Genomic DNA, 20640 nt, shown 5'->3' with positions numbered 1-20640 from the left:
CTCTTGACTCGTCACTTGCCTCTCAAAGAGGCTTTAGTATTACTTACCACTATCCCTAAAGGGATCCTCATATTCTTTTACACTTAATTTATCTAGTGCTATATCATGCTTTTCCTGTTCTTGAATATATTTCTTAATTGTGGCTTCATTAAGTCCTACTGTACTCACATAATAACCTTCCGCCCAGAAATGCCGATTCCCAAACTTATACTTGAGATTGGCGTGTTTGTCAAACATCATGAGTGCACTTTTTCCTTTTAAATAACCCATGAAACTCGAAACACTTATCCTCGGTGGAATACTTACTAACATGTGTACATGGTCTGGCATTAAGTGACCCTCGATAATTTCAACTCCTTTATAACTACACAAGCGATGAAATATTTCGCCTAAACTACTTCGATATTGATTATAGATAACTTTTCGTCTATACTTAGGGGTGAACACAATGTGATACTTACAGTGCCACTTTGTGTGCGATAAACTATGAGCCTTTTATGCCATATTTTTCTCCTTTCGCTTTACAATTGGCTTGAACACCTTTATTGTATCGCGTTCGGAGTTTTTTTGGTATAACCTTCGACGCGCACCCACATAGCGGGTGGTTTTTTTGTCTCGCACCTAACGGAGCGAGACGGACTAATAGTCACATAATAAAATCCATGACCGAATGAAGGATCATGGATTTTTCTTATTTTCCTAAACAGAATTGGCTAAAGAGTTGGGTAATGAGTTCATCTGGAGCAGCATCTCCAGTGATTTCTCCGAGGATTTCCCAAGTACGAGTCAAGTCAACTTGAAGCAAGTCAACTGGCATACCTAGTTCAAGACCTTGGTTAACAGCTTGTAGGCTTTCAACTGCTTTTTCAATCAGGGAAATGTGACGAGCATTTGACAGGTAGGTTGCGTCTTGCTCAACCAAACCAGCATTTTCAAAGAAGAGGTTGTTGATTCTCTCTTCTATCTTATCGATGTTTTGGTTTTTAAGGACTGAAATGCGAATGACATCTTCTGGAAGTTCAGAGGTTTCAATAACTTCTGGCAGGTCAGTTTTGTTAAGAAGAATAATGCGATTAGTCTCCTGACTGATTTCTAGGAGTTGGCGGTCTTGGGCGGTTAGTGGTTCACTGGCATTTAGCACCAGTAGAACCAAGTCAGCTTCCTTGAGGGCTTTTTTCGAACGCTCAACACCTATTTGTTCCACGATGTCATCCGTTTCACGGATACCGGCTGTATCAATCAATTTGAGAGGGACACCGTTGATGTTGACGTATTCTTCAATGACATCTCGAGTAGTACCAGCAATATCTGTAACGATAGCCTTGTCCTCACGCAAGAGGTTGTTGAGGAGGCTTGATTTCCCAACATTGGGACGTCCGATGATGGCAGTGGAAATTCCTTCACGAAGGATTTTACCGCGACGGGCTGTCCTAAGGAGATTAGTTAGCAATTGCTCAAACTCCATAGTCTTCTCACGGACCACAGCAGTAGTCGCTTCTTCAACATCGTCATACTCAGGATAGTCGATATTAACCTCGACTTGGGCAAGTGTGTTAAGGATTTCTTGACGGGTATTGTTAATGAGGTCAGAAAGGGAACCGTCTAATTGCTTAACTGCAATGTTCATGGCCTTGTCAGTCTTTGCACGGATGATGTCCATCACTGCCTCAGCCTGTGTCAAATCTACGCGACCGTTTAAAAAGGCACGTTTGGTAAATTCACCAGGTTCTGCCAACCGAGCTCCTTCACGGATCGCTAGTTGGAGAATTTCATTGGTTACCGCAATCCCACCGTGGGTGTTAATCTCGATAATATCCTCACGAGTGAAGGTTTTTGGAGATTTCATGGCTCCCACCATGACCTCGTCCATGACTTTACCAGTTAGAGGGTCAACGATGTGACCGTAGTTGAGAGTGTGGCTAACAACCTGTCTCAAGTCTTTTCCTTTAAAAATCTTTTGCGCAATAGCAAAACTTTCTGTTCCGCTCAGGCGGACAATACCAATAGCCCCTTCACCTAGTGGAGTAGAGATGGCAGCGATGGTATCAAATTCACGTGTAATCATAATGTTTCCTTTAATAAATAGCTCTTTTCTTGGAAATTTTTCCAAGTCTCTTTTCAAATTGTAACAAATTTGAACTATTTCTTCAATGGATGCTACTTGGAGATTGAAAAAGCCTAAGCAATTCTGCTTAAGCTAGCTTATTTGGTGCGCATTTCCCCTTGTGGGAAGTAAGTTCCTTCTGGCATGTCGTTGATGATGACATGGACAGCAGATTGAGGTGCTCCAGTGTTGCGAACAACCGCTTCCGTTACTTCCTTAGCAAGAGATTTCTTTTGCTCGAGCGTGCGTCCTTCAAATAAATCGATGCGTACAAATGGCATAATAGCTTCCTCCACTAGTTTTTGATTTCTTCTATTCTACCACATTTTGCCGTTTAAAGCTTAAGAAAATTATGATATACTAGAATGTAGCAAAAATTTAGAAATGGACGTGAAGCAAGAAACATGGCACAGTTGTATTATCGTTATGGGACAATGAACTCAGGTAAGACGATTGAGATTCTCAAGGTGGCCTATAACTATGAGGAGCAAGGAAAAGGTGTTGTGATTATGACCTCGGCTCTGGATACGCGTGACGGTGTTGGCTATGTGTCGAGTCGAATCGGTATGAAACGCCCTGCTCTTGCGATTGAGGAGACGACGGATATCTTTGGCTATATCCGAGACCTACCAGAAAAGCCTTACTGTGTGTTGGTCGATGAAGCCCAGTTTCTTAAGCGCCATCATGTTTATGATCTAGCTCGTGTTGTTGATGAGTTAGACATACCTGTCATGGCTTTTGGCTTGAAAAATGACTTTCGCAATGAACTGTTCGAAGGTTCCAAGTATCTCTTGCTTTTAGCAGATAAAATCGATGAGATTAAAACCATCTGTCAGTATTGTAAGAAAAAGGCGACTATGGTTTTGCGAACACAGGATGGACTGCCCGTTTACGATGGTGAGCAGATTCAGATTGGTGGCAATGAAACCTATATCTCGGTTTGCCGTAAACATTATTTTGCGCCAATGATAACCTCTAACAAGGAGTAAAACTATGACAATTGAACTAAGAGATGTTACAATGGAAAATTATTTTGATGTTTTGAATTTGGATGTCAAGGAATATCAAAAACAATACATTGCAACCAACGCAATTAGTTTAGCTGAAGCATACGTCTACACTAAAAATGGAGATTTTGTAGCTCCATTGGCAGTTTATGATAATGATGCAATTATAGGTTTTGTGATGATAGCTTATGATAAAAAGATCGGAATTAGTAGTGGAAATTATTTACTATTTCGTTTTATGATTGATAAGAATTTTCAAAATCAAGGATATTTTAAACCAATTATGGATAAAGTACTAGACTATGTTCGGACAGCGCCAGCAGGTTTAAGCAATAAACTTTGGTTGTCTTATGAACCAGAAAACGAACATGCAAGATATTGTTACCTCAGTTATGGATTTAAAGAAACTGGGGAAATATCCGAGAACGAAGTAGTAGCAATCTATGATTTAACAATTGAGAAATAAGGAGAAAAAATGAATATCTATGATCAACTACAAGCTGTAGAAGACCGTTATGAAGAATTAGGAGAGTTGCTCAGTGACCCAGATATCGTCTCGGACACCAAGCGTTTCATGGAACTTTCGAAAGAAGAGGCTTCTACTCGCGATACGGTAACAGCCTACCGTGAGTACAAACAAGTCCTTCAAAACATCGTTGACGCTGAAGAGATGATTAAGGAATCAGGCGGAGACGCTGACTTGGAAGAAATGGCTAAGCAAGAACTCAAAGATGCCAAGGCTGAAAAAGAAGAATACGAAGAAAAACTGAAGATCTTGCTCCTTCCTAAAGATCCAAACGATGACAAGAATATTATCTTAGAAATTCGTGGAGCAGCTGGTGGAGACGAAGCAGCACTTTTCGCTGGAGATCTTTTAACCATGTACCAAAAGTATGCGGAAGCCCAAGGCTGGCGTTTTGAAGTCATGGAAGCTTCTATGAACGGTGTCGGTGGTTTTAAAGAAGTTGTTGCCATGGTTTCAGGTCAGTCCGTATACTCAAAACTCAAGTACGAATCAGGTGCCCACCGTGTTCAACGTGTCCCTGTGACAGAAAGTCAAGGCCGTGTCCATACATCAACTGCCACAGTTCTTGTCATGCCTGAAGTGGAAGAAGTTGAATATGATATTGATCCAAAAGACCTTCGTGTTGATATCTACCACGCATCAGGTGCTGGTGGACAGAACGTCAATAAGGTTGCGACTGCCGTTCGTATCGTTCACTTGCCAACCAATATCAAGGTTGAGATGCAGGAAGAACGTACCCAGCAGAAGAACCGTGAGAAGGCTATGAAAATCATCCGTGCGCGTGTTGCTGACCACTTTGCACAAATTGCTCAGGATGAACAAGACGCTGAGCGTAAGTCAACAATCGGTACTGGTGACCGTTCAGAACGGATTCGTACTTATAACTTCCCACAAAACCGTGTCACAGACCACCGTATCGGTTTAACCCTCCAAAAACTAGATACCATCTTGTCTGGTAAATTGGACGAAGTTGTGGATGCCTTGGTGCTTTATGACCAAACACAAAAATTAGAAGAATTAAACAAATAAATAATGAAATTAGCTCAATTATTTTCAGATTTTGAAGAAGAATTGATAAGACAAGGAGAGGAAGCTGAAAGCCTCTCTTTTGTCTATCGTAGCCTGAAAAATCTATCTTTTACGGACTTTGTTTTTGCCCTCCAGCAGGAAGTGACGGAAGAGGAAGAAGTATTTGTAAAAGGAATTTTCCAACAGTTAGCAACTCATAAACCGGCACAGTACATCATTGGACAGGCAGATTTTTATGGAATGCAGTTAAAAGTTGATGAGCGGGTTTTGATTCCCCGTCCAGAAACAGAGGAGTTGGTGGAGCTTATCCTGGCTGAAAATCCTGAGACGAATCTTTCAGTTCTGGATATTGGAACAGGTAGTGGAGCTATTGCTCTCGCCTTAGCAAAAAACAGACCAGATTGGTCAGTGACAGCAGCAGATATTTCCCAAGATGCTTTAGATATAGCCAGTGAAAATGCTAAAAATCAAAATCTTCAAATATTTTTAAAAAAATCTGACTGTTTTACAGAAATTTCTGAAAAATATGATATAATTGTTTCCAATCCACCCTATATCTCTCGTGAAGATGAGTCAGAGGTCGGCTTGAATGTCTTGCATTCGGAGCCTCATCTAGCTCTCTTTGCAGACGAGGATGGCCTAGCTATTTATCGTAGAATTGCGGAAGATGCAAAAGACTATCTCAAAGATGGTGGTAAGATTTACCTTGAAATTGGATACAAGCAAGGTCAAAGTGTTCCTGAACTTTTTAGGAAGCATCTTCCTGAAAAACGTGTAAGAACACTTAAGGACCAATTTGGTCAAGATAGGATGGTCGTGGTTGATGATGGACAGGATTAGACAAGAGTTGGAAAATGGTGGAGCTGTCGTTCTACCTACAGAGACAGTTTACGGTCTGTTTGCCAAGGCTCTAGACGAAAAAGCAGTTAATCATGTATACCAGATTAAACGTCGTCCCAGAGACAAGGCACTCAATCTCAATATTGCCTCTTTAGAGGATATCTTGCACTTTTCAAAGAATCAGCCAACTTATCTACAAAAGTTTGTCGAGACCTTTTTACCGGGTCCCTTGACCATTATTCTAGAAGCCAATGACCGAGTTCCCTATTGGGTCAATTCTGGTCTTGAAACTGTGGGATTTCGGATGCCCAGTCATCCTATCACGCTGGATTTGATTCGAGAGACAGGGCCCTTGATTGGACCGTCTGCCAATATTTCAGGTCAGGCAAGTGGAGTAACCTTTGAACAAATTCTGAAGGATTTTGACCAAGAGGTTCTGGGTCTAGAAGACGATGCTTTTCTAACCGGACAGGATTCGACTATTTTGGACTTGTCTGGAGATAAGGTGAAAATCTTACGCCAAGGGGCCATTAAGCGAGAAGATATTCTTGCTCAGTTACCGGAGATTTCTTTTGAGGAGGAATGAGATGCTAAGAGATATGCAAGAAACAGATGCGAAAGCTATTTGTGACATCAACCAAGAGGCTTTGGGCTATTCTTTTAGTCTAGAGGAAACGGATAGTCAATTTGCTAGACTATCTCAGGATTCCCATCATTTCTTTCTTGGCTATGAGGATGTAGCTAGTCATGTCTTACTTGGTTATGTCCATGCTGAGGTTTACGAATCCCTTTACTCCAAAGCAGGATTTAATATTTTAGCTTTAGCAGTTTCACCTCAAGCGCAAGGTCAAGGTATTGGTAAAAGCTTATTACAAGGGTTGGAGCAAGAAGCAAAAAGACGTGGTTATGGGTTTATCCGCTTAAACTCTGCCGATCATCGTCTGGGTGCTCATGCATTTTATGAAAAAGTTGGTTATACTTGTGATAAAGTGCAGAAACGGTTTATTCGCATCTTTTAGTTTGATTTTCTAATAAGAAAATTAAACTAATGGACTAGTCACACTATAAAGGAGAAGACCTATGATTTTTGATAAAGATGATTTTAAAGCATATGATGCCGATCTCTGGAATGCTATTGCCAAAGAAGAAGAACGACAACAAAACAACATTGAGTTGATTGCTTCGGAAAACGTAGTTTCCAAGGCTGTTATGGCAGCTCAAGGGTCTATCTTGACGAATAAATACGCCGAAGGCTACCCAGGACGCCGTTACTATGGTGGAACTGATGTGGTAGATGTGGTAGAAAGTCTAGCCATTGAACGTGCAAAAGAAATTTTCGGTGCTAAATTCGCCAACGTCCAACCTCACTCAGGAAGTCAAGCCAACTGTGCGGCTTACATGGCCTTGATTGAGCCAGGTGATACGGTTATGGGGATGGACTTGGCGGCAGGTGGGCACTTGACCCACGGGGCTCCTGTCAGCTTCTCAGGTCAAACCTACAACTTTGTTTCTTATAGTGTGAATCCTGAAACAGAACTCTTGGATTTTGGTGCTATCTTAAAACAAGCCCAAGAAGTAAAACCAAAATTGATCGTAGCAGGTGCTTCAGCCTATTCTCAAATTATCGACTTTTCAAAATTCCGTGAAATAGCTGATGCTGTTGGGGCTAAACTTATGGTAGATATGGCTCATATCGCTGGTTTGGTTGCTGCTGGTCTACATCCAAGCCCAGTACCATACGCTCATATCACGACAACCACAACCCACAAAACCCTTCGTGGCCCTCGTGGTGGTTTGATTTTGACCAATGATGAAGACTTAGCTAAGAAAATCAATTCAGCTATTTTCCCTGGTATTCAGGGCGGTCCTTTGGAGCATGTTGTGGCAGCTAAAGCTGTTTCTTTCAAAGAAGTCTTAGATCCAGCTTTCAAGGAATATGCTGCCAATGTCATCAAGAACAGCAAGGCTATGGCAGATGTCTTCTTGCAAGACCCTGATTTCCGTATTATTTCTGGCGGGACTGAAAACCATCTCTTCTTAGTGGATGTGACTAAGGTTGTAGAAAACGGAAAAGTTGCTCAAAACTTGCTGGATGAAGTCAATATTACCCTAAATAAAAACTCAATTCCTTACGAAACCTTGTCACCATTCAAGACAAGTGGGATTCGTATCGGATCTGCAGCCATTACTGCACGTGGATTTGGTGAAGAAGAAAGTCGCAAAGTGGCTGAACTCATAATTAAAACCCTTAAGAATGCAGAAAATGAGGCTGTATTAGAAGAAGTGAGAAGTGCAGTCAAAGAATTGACAGATGCCTTCCCATTATACGAGGACTAAAACTTTTATGGACATTTATATTAAGAAAGCCATTATTCACCAGTTCAGTCCGGATGATACCGAGCTGTTCCTAGCGGATAAGCTTCTCAATATTACTCCAAAAATCGAAGAATACCTGCGTAGAAAAATTGAACGTGTGTATTCAGATGAAGCCAAGACTGGGATTTTCGAGGAAGAAAATCCCTTCTTCAATCATATCACAGACGATTTGTTGGAGACATCAGTAACACTGGCTAATCTCTGGAAAGAAGAGTTCAGTATTTCTGAAAATCTCAAGACCAATGACTTGATTTTTGTACAATTTTCTAAAGAAGGTGTAGAACATTTCGCTTTCTTGCGAATTGCCCTGCGTGAGACCTTGACTCACCTCGGAGGAGAAGTTGATAATCCAATTAAGCTGACTCAGAATAACCTGCCTGGATTTGGAACAGGGGCTGATGAGGCCTTGGTGGTCAATCTTCAGAGTCGTAAGTACCATCTGATTGAAAAACGAATCAAGTACAACGGGACTTTTTTGAACTATTTTTCAGATAATCTTCTTGCTGTCGCTCCTAAGATTTCTCCTAAGAAGTCTATCAAAGAACTGGAAAAAACAGCCCAGAGAATTGCTGAGACTTTTAACACAGATGATTTTCAATTTCAATCCAAGGTTAAATCAGCTATTTTCAATAATCTAGAAGAAAGTAATGAATTGTCACCTGAAAAATTGGCCAACGACCTTTTTGACAACAATCTGACAGCTCGTTTGAGCTTTATTGACCAAGTCAAAGAAGCCGTACCAGAACCAGTTCAATTTGATGAAATTGATGCCAGTCGTCAGCTTAAAAAATTTGAAAATCAAAAACTCTCCTTGTCAAATGGAATTGAGCTCATCGTTCCCAATAACGTCTATCAAGACGCCGAGTCTGTTGAGTTTATCCAAAATGACAATGGAACTTACTCTATCTTAATCAAAAATATCGAGGATATCCAAAGTAAATAATGTTTAAACGAATTCGAAGAGTGCTTGTACTAGCAGTCTTCCTTTTTGCTGGCTATAAAGCTTACCGCGTTCACCAAGATGTCAAGCAAGTCATGACCTATCAACCCATGGTGCGAGAAATCTTGAGTGAAAAAGACACACCAGCAAACGAAGAGCTTGTGCTCGCTATGATTTATACCGAAACAAAAGGAAAAGAAGGCGATGTTATGCAATCTAGTGAGTCTGCAAGTGGTTCAACCAATACCATCAATGATAACGCCTCTAGCATTCGGCAAGGCGTTCAAACTCTGACAGACAATCTCTATCTGGCCCAGAAGAAGGGGGTAGATGTCTGGACGGCTGTTCAAGCCTATAATTTTGGACCTGCCTATATCGATTTTATCGCCCAAAATGGCAAGGAAAATACCTTGGCTCTGGCCAAACAGTACTCTCGTGAGACTGTTGCTCCCTTGCTTGGTAATACCACTGGAAAGACTTATAGTTATATTCACCCCATTTCCGTTTTTCACGGTGCAGAACTCTATGTAAATGGAGGAAACTATTATTATTCTAGACAAGTGCAACTCAACCTTTACATCATCAAATGTTTCACTCTCTTTTCGACATCTGGCTAGTCCAGATGTTTTTGTTATAAGTTTTCTTTAAGATAGATATATTACTCTAGAAAGGTAAAGGAGGAAATTCCCTATGAGAAAGAAACTCTTTCTGACCAGTGCATCGGTCTTGTGGGCAGTAACAGCTATGAATAGCGCCCATGCAGCAACAGATGTTCAAAAAGTCATTGATGAAACCTATGTCCAACCTGAATATGTCCTAGGTTCATCATTGTCTGAAGACCAAAAAAATCAAACCCTTAAAAAACTAGGCTACAATGCCTCAACAGACACCAAAGAACTAAAGACCATGACACCTGATGTCTATTCTAAGATTATGAATGTTGCCAATGACTCTAGCTTACAATTGTATTCATCAGCCAAGATTCAAAAGCTAGGTGACAAATCGCCCCTTGAGGTCAAGATTGAAACACCAGAAAATATCACTAAGGTGACGCAGGATATGTACCGAAATGCAGCCGTAACTTTGGGTGTGGAACACGCCAAAATCACTGTAGCAGCACCCATTCCAGTTACAGGTGAGAGTGCGTTAGCCGGGATTTACTATTCGCTGGAAGCTAATGGAGCCAAGGTGCCACAAGCCAACAAAGATTTGGCTCAAGAAGAGCTGAAGGCTTTGTCCGATATCAATGCTGAAAACAAGGACAAAACAGGCTATGATGCTAATAAATTAAACGTTGCCCTAGCCGATATCAAGTCAGGACTTGCCAAAGCTAAAGAAAGCAAGGGAAATCTGACAGAGGAAGATGTCCGTAAAATTGTTGAAGATACCTTGAAAAATTACAAACTTGATCAGGTCATAACAGGAAACCAGATCAATATCATCATCAATTTTGCTTTGAATCTCTCAAAGAGTGATATCCTCAGCAATACAGACTTCACTAAAACCTTGAATGACCTGAAACAAAGTATTGTTTCACAAGCTGGCGACAGTTTTAAAAATATTAACCTTAACTTTGATGCTGATAAGGCGCTAGAGGACGGTGGTAACTTCTTAAGCTCCCTCTGGCAAGCCATTGTCAACTTCTTCAAGAGTTTTGGTTCTTAAGCCGTTACAAAAAGGTAGTCAGATTTTTTCAGAAAAATGTTTTATAAATATTCACAAATCTCCTATATTTATGGTAAAATAGAATCATCATTTTATTTTGGAGTCAAAGATGAATATATTTAGAACAAAAAATGTTAGTTTAGATAAAACGGAGATGCACAGGCATTTGAAGTTATGGGATTTGATTTTGCTGGGTATTGGAGCCATGGTAGGGACAGGTGTCTTTACAATCACAGGTACTGCAGCCGCAACTCTAGCTGGTCCAGCCCTAGTGATTTCAATCGTCATTTCTGCCTTGTGTGTGGGATTATCAGCCCTCTTTTTTGCAGAATTTGCTTCACGAGTACCTGCTACAGGTGGTGCCTACAGTTATCTCTATGCTATTTTAGGAGAATTCCCAGCCTGGTTGGCTGGTTGGCTAACCATGATGGAGTTCATGACAGCCATATCTGGTGTGGCTTCGGGTTGGGCAGCTTATTTTAAAGGATTGCTTTCTCAATACGGGATAGCCCTTCCTCAGGCTTTAAATGGCACCTTCAATCCTCAAGCTGGCACATTTGTTGATTTATTGCCTATTCTTGTCTTGGTCTTGGTGACCTCACTTGTTTTACTCAATGCTAGAGCAGCCTTACGCTTTAATTCTATTCTAGTTATTTTGAAATTTTCCGCTTTAGCTCTCTTTGTTTTAGTAGGAATTTGGCATATTAAATTTGACAACTGGAGTAATTTTGCTCCTTATGGTTTTGGACAAATCTATGGTGCTAGTACTGGTATTATGGCTGGTGCGTCCTTGATGTTCTTCGGTTTTTTGGGATTTGAATCCATTTCTATGGCCGTAGATGAAGTTAAGACTCCTCAAAAAAATATTCCTAGAGGGATTGTCTTATCGCTTTCTATCGTAACCATTCTTTATGCCTTGGTGACGCTTGTCTTGACTGGTGTGGTTCATTATAGCCATCTAAATGTCGACGATGCCGTTGCCTTTGCTCTTCGTAGCGTTGGGATCAGTTGGGCAGCCAACTATGTGTCATTAGTTGCTATCTTGACCTTGATTACGGTTTGTATCTCGATGACTTATGCCCTATCACGTATGATTTACAGTTTAGCGCGTGACGGATTGATGCCTGCTGCCTTCAAAGAACTGACGAAGACTAGCAAGGTACCAAAGAATGCTACTATCTTGACAGGTCTAGCTTCAGCAGTAGCAGCAGGAATGTTCCCTCTTGCTAGTATCGCAGCCTTCTTAAATATTTGTACCTTGTCTTACCTGATCATGTTGGCTTATGGTTTGATTCGCTTACGGAGAGAAAAGGGGATGCCCAAAGCTGGAGAATTTAAAACACCACTGGTACCATTATTACCAATTTTATCAATCATCATTTGTTTGTCCTTCATGTTGCAGTATAATGTGGAAACTTGGATTGCTTTCCTAGTTGCGTTGTTAGTAGGAAGTATTATTTACTTCACTTATGGTTATAAGCATTCTACCATAGAAGAATAATACTTTTCGAAAATCTCTTCAAACCATACTAGTGTTGCCTTACCGTATGTATGGTTACTGACTTCGTCAGTTTCATCTACAACGTCAAAAACATGTTTTGAGCTGATTTCGTCAGTTCTACCTGCAACCTCAAAGTCGTGCTTTGAGCAGCCTGCGGCTAGCTTCCTAATTTGCTCTTTGATTTTCATTGAGTATATAAAGTGAGAATCTGTTGAGTTGTTGAAACTCAGCAGATTTTTATATGTGAAAGAAATTTCAATTTTTTTCTTAAAATAGCTTGACAGATTAAATTTTTAGGAGTAGAATGTTTACCAGTTAATTAAATAGTTAAGGGGTTATCCATGAAAAAACAAAGTTTATTTTTAGTATTGTTAAGTGTCTTTCTTTTGTGTTTAGGAGCTTGTGGTCAAAAGGAAAGCCAGACAGGGAAAGGGATGAAAATTGTGACCAGTTTCTATCCTATCTACGCTATGGTCAAGGAAGTATCTGGTGACTTGAATGATGTTCGGATGATTCAGTCAAGTAGCGGAATTCACTCCTTTGAACCTTCAGCAAATGATATTGCAGCCATTTATGATGCAGATGTCTTTGTTTACCATTCTCATACGCTCGAATCTTGGGCAGGAAGTCTGGATCCAAATCTAAAAAAATCTAAAGTGAAGGTTTTAGAGGCTTCAGAGGGAATGACTTTAGACCGTGTTCCAGGGCTAGAAGATGTGGAAGCAGGGGATGGAGTTGATGAAAAAACGCTCTATGACCCTCACACTTGGCTAGATCCTGAAAAAGCTGGCGAAGAAGCTCAGATTATCGCTGATAAACTTTCAGAGGTGGATAGTGAGCATAAAGAAACTTACCAGAAAAATGCGCAAGCCTTTATCAAAAAAGCTCAAGAATTAACTAAGAAATTCCAGCCTAAATTTGAAAAAGCGACTCAGAAAACATTTGTAACACAACATACAGCCTTTTCTTATCTAGCGAAGAGATTTGGACTTAATCAACTTGGTATTGCAGGTATCTCTCCTGAACAAGAACCAAGTCCACGACAACTTACAGAAATTCAGGAATTTGTAAAAACCTATAAGGTTAAAACGATTTTTACAGAAAGTAACGCTTCTTCCAAAGTAGCTGAAACTCTTGTCAAATCAACAGGTGTGGGTCTTAAAACTCTGAATCCTTTAGAGGCAGACCCACAAAATGATAAGACTTATTTAGAAAATCTGGAAGAAAATATGAGTGTTCTAGCAGAAGAATTAAAGTGAGGAAAGAATGAAAATCAATAAAAAATATGTAGCAGGTTCGGTGGCAGTTCTTGCCCTAAGTGTTTGTTCCTATGAGCTTGGACGGTATCAAGCTGGACAAGTTAAGAAAGATTCGAATCGAGTTGCTTATATAGACGGTGATCAGGCTGGTCAAAAGGCAGAGAACTTGACACCAGACGAAGTCAGTAAGAGAGAGGGAATCAACGCAGAACAGATCGTCATCAAGATTACGGATCAAGGTTATGTGACCTCTCATGGAGACCATTATCATTACTATAATGGCAAGGTTCCTTATGATGCCATCATCAGTGAAGAACTGCTGATGAAAGATCCGAATTATCAGTTGAAGGATTCAGACATTGTCAATGAAATCAAGGGTGGCTATGTGATTAAGGTAGACGGGAAATACTATGTTTACCTTAAAGATGCGGCTCATGCGGACAATATTCGTACAAAAGAAGAGATTAAACGTCAGAAGCAGGAACATAGTCATAATCATAATGCAAGCACAGATAATGCTGTTGCTGCAGCCAGAGCCCAAGGCCGTTATACAACGGATGATGGTTATATCTTCAATGCATCTGATATCATCGAAGATACGGGTGATGCTTATATCGTTCCTCATGGCAATCACTTCCACTATATTCCTAAGAGTGACTTGTCTGCTAGTGAATTAGCTGCTGCCCAAGCCTTCTTATCTGGAAAAGGTGGTCAATTAAGTACGGTTGCATATCGTTCCAGCAGAGCTGAAACAAGATCTAGTGTGAGAACGAGTCCATCTGAGACACCTCAAGATTCTGCAACAGCTCCTGAAAGTCAAAGTGAGGATTTAGCTAGTCTCCTTCAAGAATTGTACGCTTTGCCACTTAGCCAACGTCATGTGGAGTCTGATGGCTTAGTATTTGACCCAGCACAGATTACAAAACGTACAGCAAATGGTGTGGCAGTGCCTCACGGGGATCATTTCCATTTCATTCCTTATTCGCAAATGTCTGCTTTGGAAGAAAAATTGGCTCGAAATCTACCAATTGGAGGTCAGCCAGTTCAAAGCCATTCTGACAATCCGAAACCAAGCAGTACAGATAAACCAAGTTCAACACCAAGTTCACCGATTAAACCAAACTTTAATCTCAATACTCCGGCATCGAATCGAGGAACTGGAGGCGCCTATACAACGGATGATGGGTATATCTTTAGTCCGACAGATGTGATTGAAGATACAGGTGACGCTTTTGTTGTACCGCATGGCAATCATTTCCACTATATACCTAAGAGTGATTTGTCAGCAGGAGAATTGGCTGCAGCCCAAGCTTATTGGAATGGTAAACAGGGTTCTCATTCTGCTACAAGTTCAAGTAAACCAAGTAGTGATAATGCTAAACCAGCCCAACCAAGTTTGACAGAGACTCCAAACCTGACTGTCAACCCAACATATCATCAAAATCAAGGGGAAGATATCCCAACACTTTTAAGTGAATTGTATGCCAAATCTTTGTCAGAACGACATGTAGAATCGGATGGATTAGTCTTTGATCCGGCACAAATCATCAAACGTACAGCTAACGGTGTAGCAGTGCCTCACGGAGACCATTATCACTTTATTCCTTATTCACAAATGTCACCGCTGGAAGAAAAATTGGCTCGTATGATAACCGTCAAGGGACAAAATGGCAGTGTCTTGCCAAGTGTTACTCCTCTGAAGCCAGCCCCTACTACCAAACCTCTAACACCAGTGGAAAATAAATCGACAGAATTTGATGTCAACCAGGTTGTTAGAAAAGTTGGTGATGGATATATTATCGAAGATAAGGGCACTAGTCGTTATGTTCTAGCTAAAGACCTGGCTAAGGATAAGATTGATGCTATTGAAAATCTCTTGTCTAAGAAAACTCAAAAGACACACGCCCTAGTTGCGAAGAAAGAAAATGTCGCTCCTCGTGACCAAGAATTTTATGATAAAGCATATAATTTATTGGCCGAGGCTCATAAAGCCTTGTCTGAAAATAAGGGTCGTACTTCTGATTTCCAAGCCTTAGACAAATTAGCAGAACGCTTGAATGATGAATCTTCTAATAAAGGAAAATTAGTAGATGATTTATTAGCATTCCTAGCACCAATTACTCATCCAGAACGTCTTGGTAAACCAAATTCTCAAATTGAATATACCGAAAACGAAGTCCGTATTGCACAATTAGCTGATAAGTATACAACCTCAGATGGCTACATTTTTGACGAACATGATATTATCAGTGATGAAGGAGATGCCTATGTAACGCCTCATATGGGTCATAGTCACTGGATTGGAAAAGATAGCCTTTCTGATAAGGAAAAAGCAGCTGCTCAATCTTATACTAAAGAAAAAGGTATCCTACCTCCATCTCCAGATGCAGACGCTCAAGCAAATCCAACTGGAGATAGTGCAGCGGCTATTTACAATCGTGTGAAAGGTGAGAAACGAATTCCACTCGTTCGACTTCCATACATGGTTGAGCACACAGTTGAGATTAAAAATGGTAATTTAATCATTCCTCATAAGGATCATTACCATAACATTAAATTTGCTTGGTTTGATGATCACTCATACAAGGCTCCAAACGGTTATACCTTGGAAGATTTATTTGCGACGATTAAGTATTATGTTGAACATCCTGACGAACGTCCACATTCTAATGATGGATGGGGCAATGCCAGCGAGCATGTCTTAGGTAAGAAAGACCACAGTGAAGATCCAAATAAGAACTTCAAAGCAGATGAAGAGCCAGTAGAGGAAACACCTGCTGAACCAGAAGTCCCTCAAGTAGAGACTGAAAAAGTAGAAGCCAAGCTCAAAGAAGCAGAAGCTTTACTTGCTAAAGTAACAGATGCTAGTTTGAAAGCCAATGCAACGGAAACCCTAGCTGGTTTACGAAATAACTTAAGTCTCCAAACCTTGGATAATAATGGTATCATGACAGAAGCAGAGAAACTACTTGCTTTGTTAAAAGGTAGTAATCCTACATCTGTAAGCAAAGAAAAATAAACTAATGAAAAATGAAAGTCTCGATAAAGAGGCTTTCATTTTTATTATGTATATACGAAAAATTCTTGACAAGTAATACTAAAAAGAGTAAACTATTAACTAGTTAATTAACCGGTTCATCGTTTTGTGGTGAATCAAATAGGCTTAAGAAAAGAGAAAAGAATGAAAATCAATAAAAAATATGTGGTGGGTTCGGTGGCAGTTCTTGCCCTGAGTGTTTGTTCCTATGAACTTGGACGGTACCAAGCTGGTCAAGTTAAGAAAGATTCTAATCGAGTTGCTTATATAGACGGTGACCAGGCTGGGCAAAAGGCAGAAAATTTGACACCAGATGAAGTCAGTAAGAGAGAGGGAATCAACGCCGAACAAATTGTTATCAAGATTACGGATCAAGGTTATGTGACCTCTCATGGAGACCATTATCATTACTATAATGGCAAGGTTCCTTATGATGCCATCATCAGTGAAGAACTCCTCATGAAAGATCCGAATTATCAGTTGAAGGATTCGGACATTGTCAATGAAATCAAGGGTGGCTATGTGATTAAGGTAGACGGGAAATACTATGTTTACCTTAAAGATGCGGTTCATGCGGACAATATTCGGACAAAAGAAGAGATTAAACGTCAGAAGCAGGAACATAGTCATAATCATAATACAAGCACAGATAATGCTGTTGCTGCAGCCAGAGCCCAAGGACGCTATACAACGGATGATGGTTATATCTTCAATGCCTCTGATATCATTGAGGATACGGGTGATGCTTATATCGTTCCTCATGGCAATCACTTCCACTATATTCCTAAGAGTGACTTGTCAGCAGGAGAATTAGCTGCTGCCCAAGCCTTCTTATCTGGGAAAGGTGGTCAATTAAGTACGGTTGCATATCGTTCCAGCAGAGCTGAAACAAGATCTAGTGTGAGAACGAGTCCATCTGAGGCTCCTCAAGATTCTTCCAAAGCTCCTGAAAGTCAAAGTGAGGATTTAGCTAGTCTCCTTCAAGAATTGTACGCTTTGCCACTTAGCCAACGTCATGTGGAGTCTGATGGCTTGGTGTTTGACCCAGCGCAGATTACAAAACGTACTACCAATGGTGTTGCAGTTCCTCACGGGGATCATTTCCATTTCATTCCTTATTCGCAAATGTCTGCTTTGGAAGAAAAATTGGCTCGAAATCTACCAATTGGAGGTCAGCCAGTTCAAAGCCATTCTGACAATCCGAAACCAAGCAGTACAGATAAACCAAGTTCAACACCAAGTTCACCGATTAAACCAAACTTTAATCTCAATACTCCGGCATCGAATCGAGGAACTGGAGGCGCTTATACAACGGATGATGGGTATGTATTTAGTCCGACAGATGTGATTGAAGATACAGGTGACGCTTTTGTTGTCCCGCACGGCAATCATTTCCACTATATACCTAAGAGTGATTTGTCAGCAGGAGAATTAGCTGCCGCCCAAGCCTATTGGAATGGTAAACAGGGTTCTCATTCTTCTACAAACTCAAGTAAACCAAGTAGTGATAATGCTAAACCAGCCCAACCAAGTTTGACAGAGACTCCAAACCTGACTGTCACCCCAACTTATCATCAAAATCAAGGGGAAGACATTTCAACACTTTTAAGTGAATTGTATGCCAAACCTTTATCAGAACGACATGTAGAATCGGATGGCTTAGTCTTTGATCCGGCCCAAATCATCAAACGTACTGCAAATGGTGTCGCAGTGCCTCACGGAGACCATTATCACTTTATTCCTTATTCACAAATGTCTGATCTAGAGCAGAAAATTGCAAGAATGATTCCACTTCATTATAGTTCAAGTCATTGGTTACCATCAAGACCCAATCTAATCCCTGCTCCAGAGACTACCCCAGTACCAAGTCCACAACCTGTACCCAATCCTCAACCATCTCCAAGCAAACCAATTGATGGAAAATTGGTTAAACAGGCTGTTCGAAAGGTAGCTGATGGTTATGTCTTTGAAGAGAATGGAACCTCGCGTTATATCTCTACTAAGGAGCTTTCAGCAGAAACTGTTATAGCCATTGATAATAAACTTGCTAAACAAGAAAGTTTGTCTCATGTGTTAGGAGCTAAGAAAAGTACCATCCCTTCTAGTGAGCAAGAATTTTACAACAAGGTTTATGATTTACTAGCAAGAGTTCATAAAGATTTGATTTCTAATAAAGGTCGTCAAGCTGATTTTGAAACTTTGGATACACTTTTGGAACGTCTTAATGATGTTTCAAGTGATAAAGTCAAGTTAGTTGATGATATTCTTACCTTCCTAGCACCAATTACCCATCCAGAGCGACTTGGCAAACCAAATGCTCAAATTGCTTATACGGACGATGAAATTAAATTAGCGAAATTAGCAGGTAAGTATACAACAGAAGATGGCTATATCTTTGATCCTCGTGACATAACTAGCGATGAAGGCGATGCCTATGTAACTCCACATATGACTCATAGTCATTGGATTAAGAAAGAAAGTTTGTCTGAAGCTGAAAGTGCAGCAGCTCAGACTTATGCTAAAGAGAAAGGTTTGACGCATCCTTCAACAGATAATCAGGGGTCAGGAAATACTGAGGTTAAAGGAGTAGAAGCAATCTATAATAAAGTGAAGGCAGCTAAGAAAGTTCCACTTGATCACATGCCTTACAATCTACAACATACTGTTGAAGTTAAAAATGGTAGCTTAATTATACCTCATTACGACCATTACCATAACATTAAATTTGGCTGGTTTGACGAAGGACTCTATGAAGCACCTAAGGGTTATAGCCTTGAGGATCTCTTTGCGACTGTAAAATATTATGTTGAACATCCTGAAGAACGTCCTCACTCAGATAATGGTTGGGGGAATGCCAGCGACCATGTTCGTAAAAATAAGGCAGACAAAGACAGTAAATCTGATGAAGATAAGGAAAATCATCATGAATCAGACGAGTCAACCCGTCCTGAATCCAATGAAAAAGAAAATCATACAGGTTCAACCCCTTCAGTAGATAATCTTTATAAACCGAGCACTGATGAAGACGAGACAGAAGAAGTATCTAAAGATACAACAGACGAAGCTGAAGTCCCTCAAGTAGAAACCGAAAAAGTAGAAGCCAAACTCAAAGAAGTAGAAGCTCTACTTGCTAAAGTAACAGATGCTAGTTTGAAAGACAATGTGACAGAGAGCCTAGCTGGTTTACGAAATAATCTGAGTCTCCAAACCATGGATAATAATAGCATCATGGCAGAAGCAGAAAAATTGCTTGCTTTGCTAAAAGGAAGTGAGTCAGTTATGACGAAACCAGAAGCATAAATTTATCCTGTTAAATCAAAATGATGTAAGAGTCAGTAGCAATACTGGCTTTTATTTGTCTTGCTCCGTAAGGTTCAGGCTAAATAAACCACCTGATTTTTTTGGGGCTTTGGCTTCATTTAGGAGAAATCAATCTATATCAAAGGTTAGCAACTTAATCATAGGTCTTCCTTTGTTAGAGAAGATAATGGTAAAAGGGTAGGGGTTAATTGATTTTACAGTTTAAGATGTTTTGATAACAATTCATGATTTGAAGAGGATACTTTGCGAAGATATGCTATACTAAACTTGTGATTCAACTAAGTGTTTTGTAAGCTAGTTAAGAAAAACAGAGGATTTAATATGAAAAAACGGATTATTCAGATTTTACTAGCATTGTCCTTAATTTTTTACAAATCAACTTGGTTTTGGAGACTTTTCACTCACCTCGCGAAGCCCTATCTACCAGCAAGTCGTGAATTTTTTCAGATTCTACTTTTGCTGGAAAGTGGTGTTCTTTTGTCAGCAGTCATCTATCTACTAGTTTTTGAAGGAAAGCAAACTTTTCATTTCAAGTGGCAGCTGAGGTACTTTATTTACCTTTTACTGGGCTACATCATTTTGTATATGTCTGACTTCCTCTTGTCTTATTTCATATCCCCGTCTTCAAATCAAATTTCTTTGAATGAAACGGTAGAAATGATGGGACGACAGGAGATCCCTTATTTCTTGCTCATAGTTTGCTTCATCGCCCCTATTGCTGAGGAATTGATTTATCGCGGTGTGCTTATGACAACTTTTTTCAAAAACTCGCCTTGGTACGGAGATGTCTTGCTTTCTGCTATTATTTTCGGTTGTATTCATATCAATTTCGTTTTAACACCTCTTGCCTTTTTCATTTATGCTAGTGGAGGTCTTATTTTGGCTCTATTGTATCGCATGACAAAAAATCTCTATTATCCAATACTAGTTCACATTCTCATCAATATCACTGCCTTCTGGAATGTGTGGTTACTCCTATTTTCAGGAAGTTAGCTTACTAAAACAATGTCGGAACTTTCCGGCATTTTCTTTTCA

19 protein-coding genes are annotated in these 20640 nt (G+C 40.1%); 15 read left to right on the top strand and 4 right to left on the bottom strand.

Annotated elements, in window-relative coordinates; genetic code table 11:
* Positions 1–39 precede the first annotated feature (39 nt).
* From tnpA to QS39_RS07905, 3 genes are all read right to left on the bottom strand, one after another.
* A complete protein-coding gene (gene tnpA / locus QS39_RS07915; RefSeq protein WP_257617751.1) occupies positions 40–450 on the bottom strand; it encodes an IS200/IS605 family transposase in 411 nt (136 codons plus the stop codon).
* 241 nt (positions 451–691) lie between these two features.
* Entirely contained in the window at positions 692–2065 is a 1374-nt protein-coding gene (gene mnmE, locus QS39_RS07910; protein WP_077805156.1) for a tRNA uridine-5-carboxymethylaminomethyl(34) synthesis GTPase MnmE, read from the bottom strand.
* Positions 2066–2202: 137 nt separating this feature from the next.
* A complete protein-coding gene (locus tag QS39_RS07905; RefSeq protein WP_033677268.1) occupies positions 2203–2385 on the bottom strand; it encodes a 4-oxalocrotonate tautomerase in 183 nt (60 codons plus the stop codon).
* Between the two features lie 123 nt (positions 2386–2508).
* Here QS39_RS07905 and QS39_RS07900 point away from each other — a divergent pair, with 123 nt between their 5' ends.
* The 11 genes from QS39_RS07900 to QS39_RS07850 all read left to right on the top strand — a co-directional run bounded on the left by QS39_RS07900 (position 2509) and on the right by QS39_RS07850 (position 11988).
* Positions 2509–3093, top strand: a complete 585-nt coding sequence (locus QS39_RS07900) for a thymidine kinase (protein ID WP_061646072.1) — start codon at positions 2509–2511, stop codon at positions 3091–3093.
* A 4-nt stretch (positions 3094–3097) separates the two neighbouring features.
* On the top strand, positions 3098–3577 hold the full coding sequence (locus QS39_RS07895; protein ID WP_033677263.1) for a GNAT family N-acetyltransferase: 480 nt from the start codon (positions 3098–3100) through the stop codon (positions 3575–3577).
* A gap of 9 nt (positions 3578–3586) precedes the next feature.
* Entirely contained in the window at positions 3587–4666 is a 1080-nt protein-coding gene (prfA, locus tag QS39_RS07890) for a peptide chain release factor 1 (protein ID WP_077805155.1), read from the top strand.
* A gap of 3 nt (positions 4667–4669) precedes the next feature.
* A complete protein-coding gene (prmC, locus tag QS39_RS07885; protein ID WP_033677259.1) occupies positions 4670–5506 on the top strand; it encodes a peptide chain release factor N(5)-glutamine methyltransferase in 837 nt (278 codons plus the stop codon).
* Positions 5490–6092, top strand: coding sequence for an L-threonylcarbamoyladenylate synthase (locus QS39_RS07880; RefSeq protein WP_033677257.1), 603 nt, complete (start codon positions 5490–5492; stop codon positions 6090–6092). Before prmC ends, QS39_RS07880 begins: the two co-directional genes overlap by 17 nt.
* Position 6093: 1 nt before the next feature.
* Complete coding sequence (locus QS39_RS07875; protein WP_077805153.1) at positions 6094–6525, top strand: GNAT family N-acetyltransferase; 432 nt, start codon at positions 6094–6096, stop codon at positions 6523–6525.
* A 61-nt stretch (positions 6526–6586) separates the two neighbouring features.
* Positions 6587–7843 carry a serine hydroxymethyltransferase gene (gene glyA, locus QS39_RS07870; RefSeq protein WP_077805152.1) on the top strand — a complete coding sequence of 419 codons (1257 nt, stop codon included), beginning with the start codon at positions 6587–6589 and terminating at the stop codon, positions 7841–7843.
* A gap of 7 nt (positions 7844–7850) precedes the next feature.
* Entirely contained in the window at positions 7851–8825 is a 975-nt protein-coding gene (locus QS39_RS07865) for a nucleoid-associated protein (RefSeq protein WP_031227911.1), read from the top strand.
* Positions 8825–9439 (top strand): cell wall hydrolase Pmp23, encoded by a 615-nt coding sequence (pmp23, locus tag QS39_RS07860; protein WP_077805151.1) that lies wholly within the window; start codon positions 8825–8827, stop codon positions 9437–9439. The genes QS39_RS07865 and pmp23 overlap by 1 nt, the downstream gene beginning before the upstream one ends.
* A gap of 73 nt (positions 9440–9512) precedes the next feature.
* Positions 9513–10487 carry a DUF1002 domain-containing protein gene (locus QS39_RS07855; protein ID WP_077805150.1) on the top strand — a complete coding sequence of 325 codons (975 nt, stop codon included), beginning with the start codon at positions 9513–9515 and terminating at the stop codon, positions 10485–10487.
* Between the two features lie 109 nt (positions 10488–10596).
* Positions 10597–11988, top strand: a complete 1392-nt coding sequence (locus QS39_RS07850) for an APC family permease (RefSeq protein WP_077805149.1) — start codon at positions 10597–10599, stop codon at positions 11986–11988.
* On the opposite strand, the gene QS39_RS07845 is transcribed toward QS39_RS07850, so the two are convergent.
* The gene (locus tag QS39_RS07845; RefSeq protein WP_077805148.1) at positions 11961–12176 is read right to left on the bottom strand and encodes a hypothetical protein; all 216 of its coding nucleotides are present in this window, start codon (positions 12174–12176) and stop codon (positions 11961–11963) included. The two genes, QS39_RS07850 and QS39_RS07845, sit on opposite strands and share 28 nt — an antisense overlap.
* Before the next feature lie 153 nt (positions 12177–12329).
* Between QS39_RS07845 and adcAII the strand changes: the two genes are divergently transcribed.
* The 4 genes from adcAII (at position 12330) to QS39_RS07825 (ending at position 20598) form a co-directional block, all read left to right on the top strand.
* A complete protein-coding gene (gene adcAII / locus QS39_RS07840; RefSeq protein ID WP_000744916.1) occupies positions 12330–13247 on the top strand; it encodes a zinc-binding lipoprotein AdcAII in 918 nt (305 codons plus the stop codon).
* A 7-nt stretch (positions 13248–13254) separates the two neighbouring features.
* Positions 13255–16266, top strand: a complete 3012-nt coding sequence (locus QS39_RS07835; RefSeq protein WP_077805147.1) for a pneumococcal-type histidine triad protein — start codon at positions 13255–13257, stop codon at positions 16264–16266.
* A 162-nt stretch (positions 16267–16428) separates the two neighbouring features.
* A complete protein-coding gene (locus QS39_RS07830) occupies positions 16429–19584 on the top strand; it encodes a pneumococcal-type histidine triad protein (RefSeq protein WP_077805146.1) in 3156 nt (1051 codons plus the stop codon).
* 342 nt (positions 19585–19926) lie between these two features.
* The gene (locus QS39_RS07825; protein ID WP_077805145.1) at positions 19927–20598 is read left to right on the top strand and encodes a CPBP family intramembrane glutamic endopeptidase; all 672 of its coding nucleotides are present in this window, start codon (positions 19927–19929) and stop codon (positions 20596–20598) included.
* The last annotated feature ends 42 nt before the right edge of the window (positions 20599–20640 follow it).

The organism is Streptococcus mitis (assembly GCF_002005545.1).
In the GTDB taxonomy this organism is placed as follows: Bacteria; Bacillota; Bacilli; order Lactobacillales; family Streptococcaceae; genus Streptococcus; species Streptococcus mitis_I.
The sequence above is the reverse complement of the archived record's forward strand: the minus strand, read 5'-3'. Positions and strand labels throughout refer to the sequence as shown.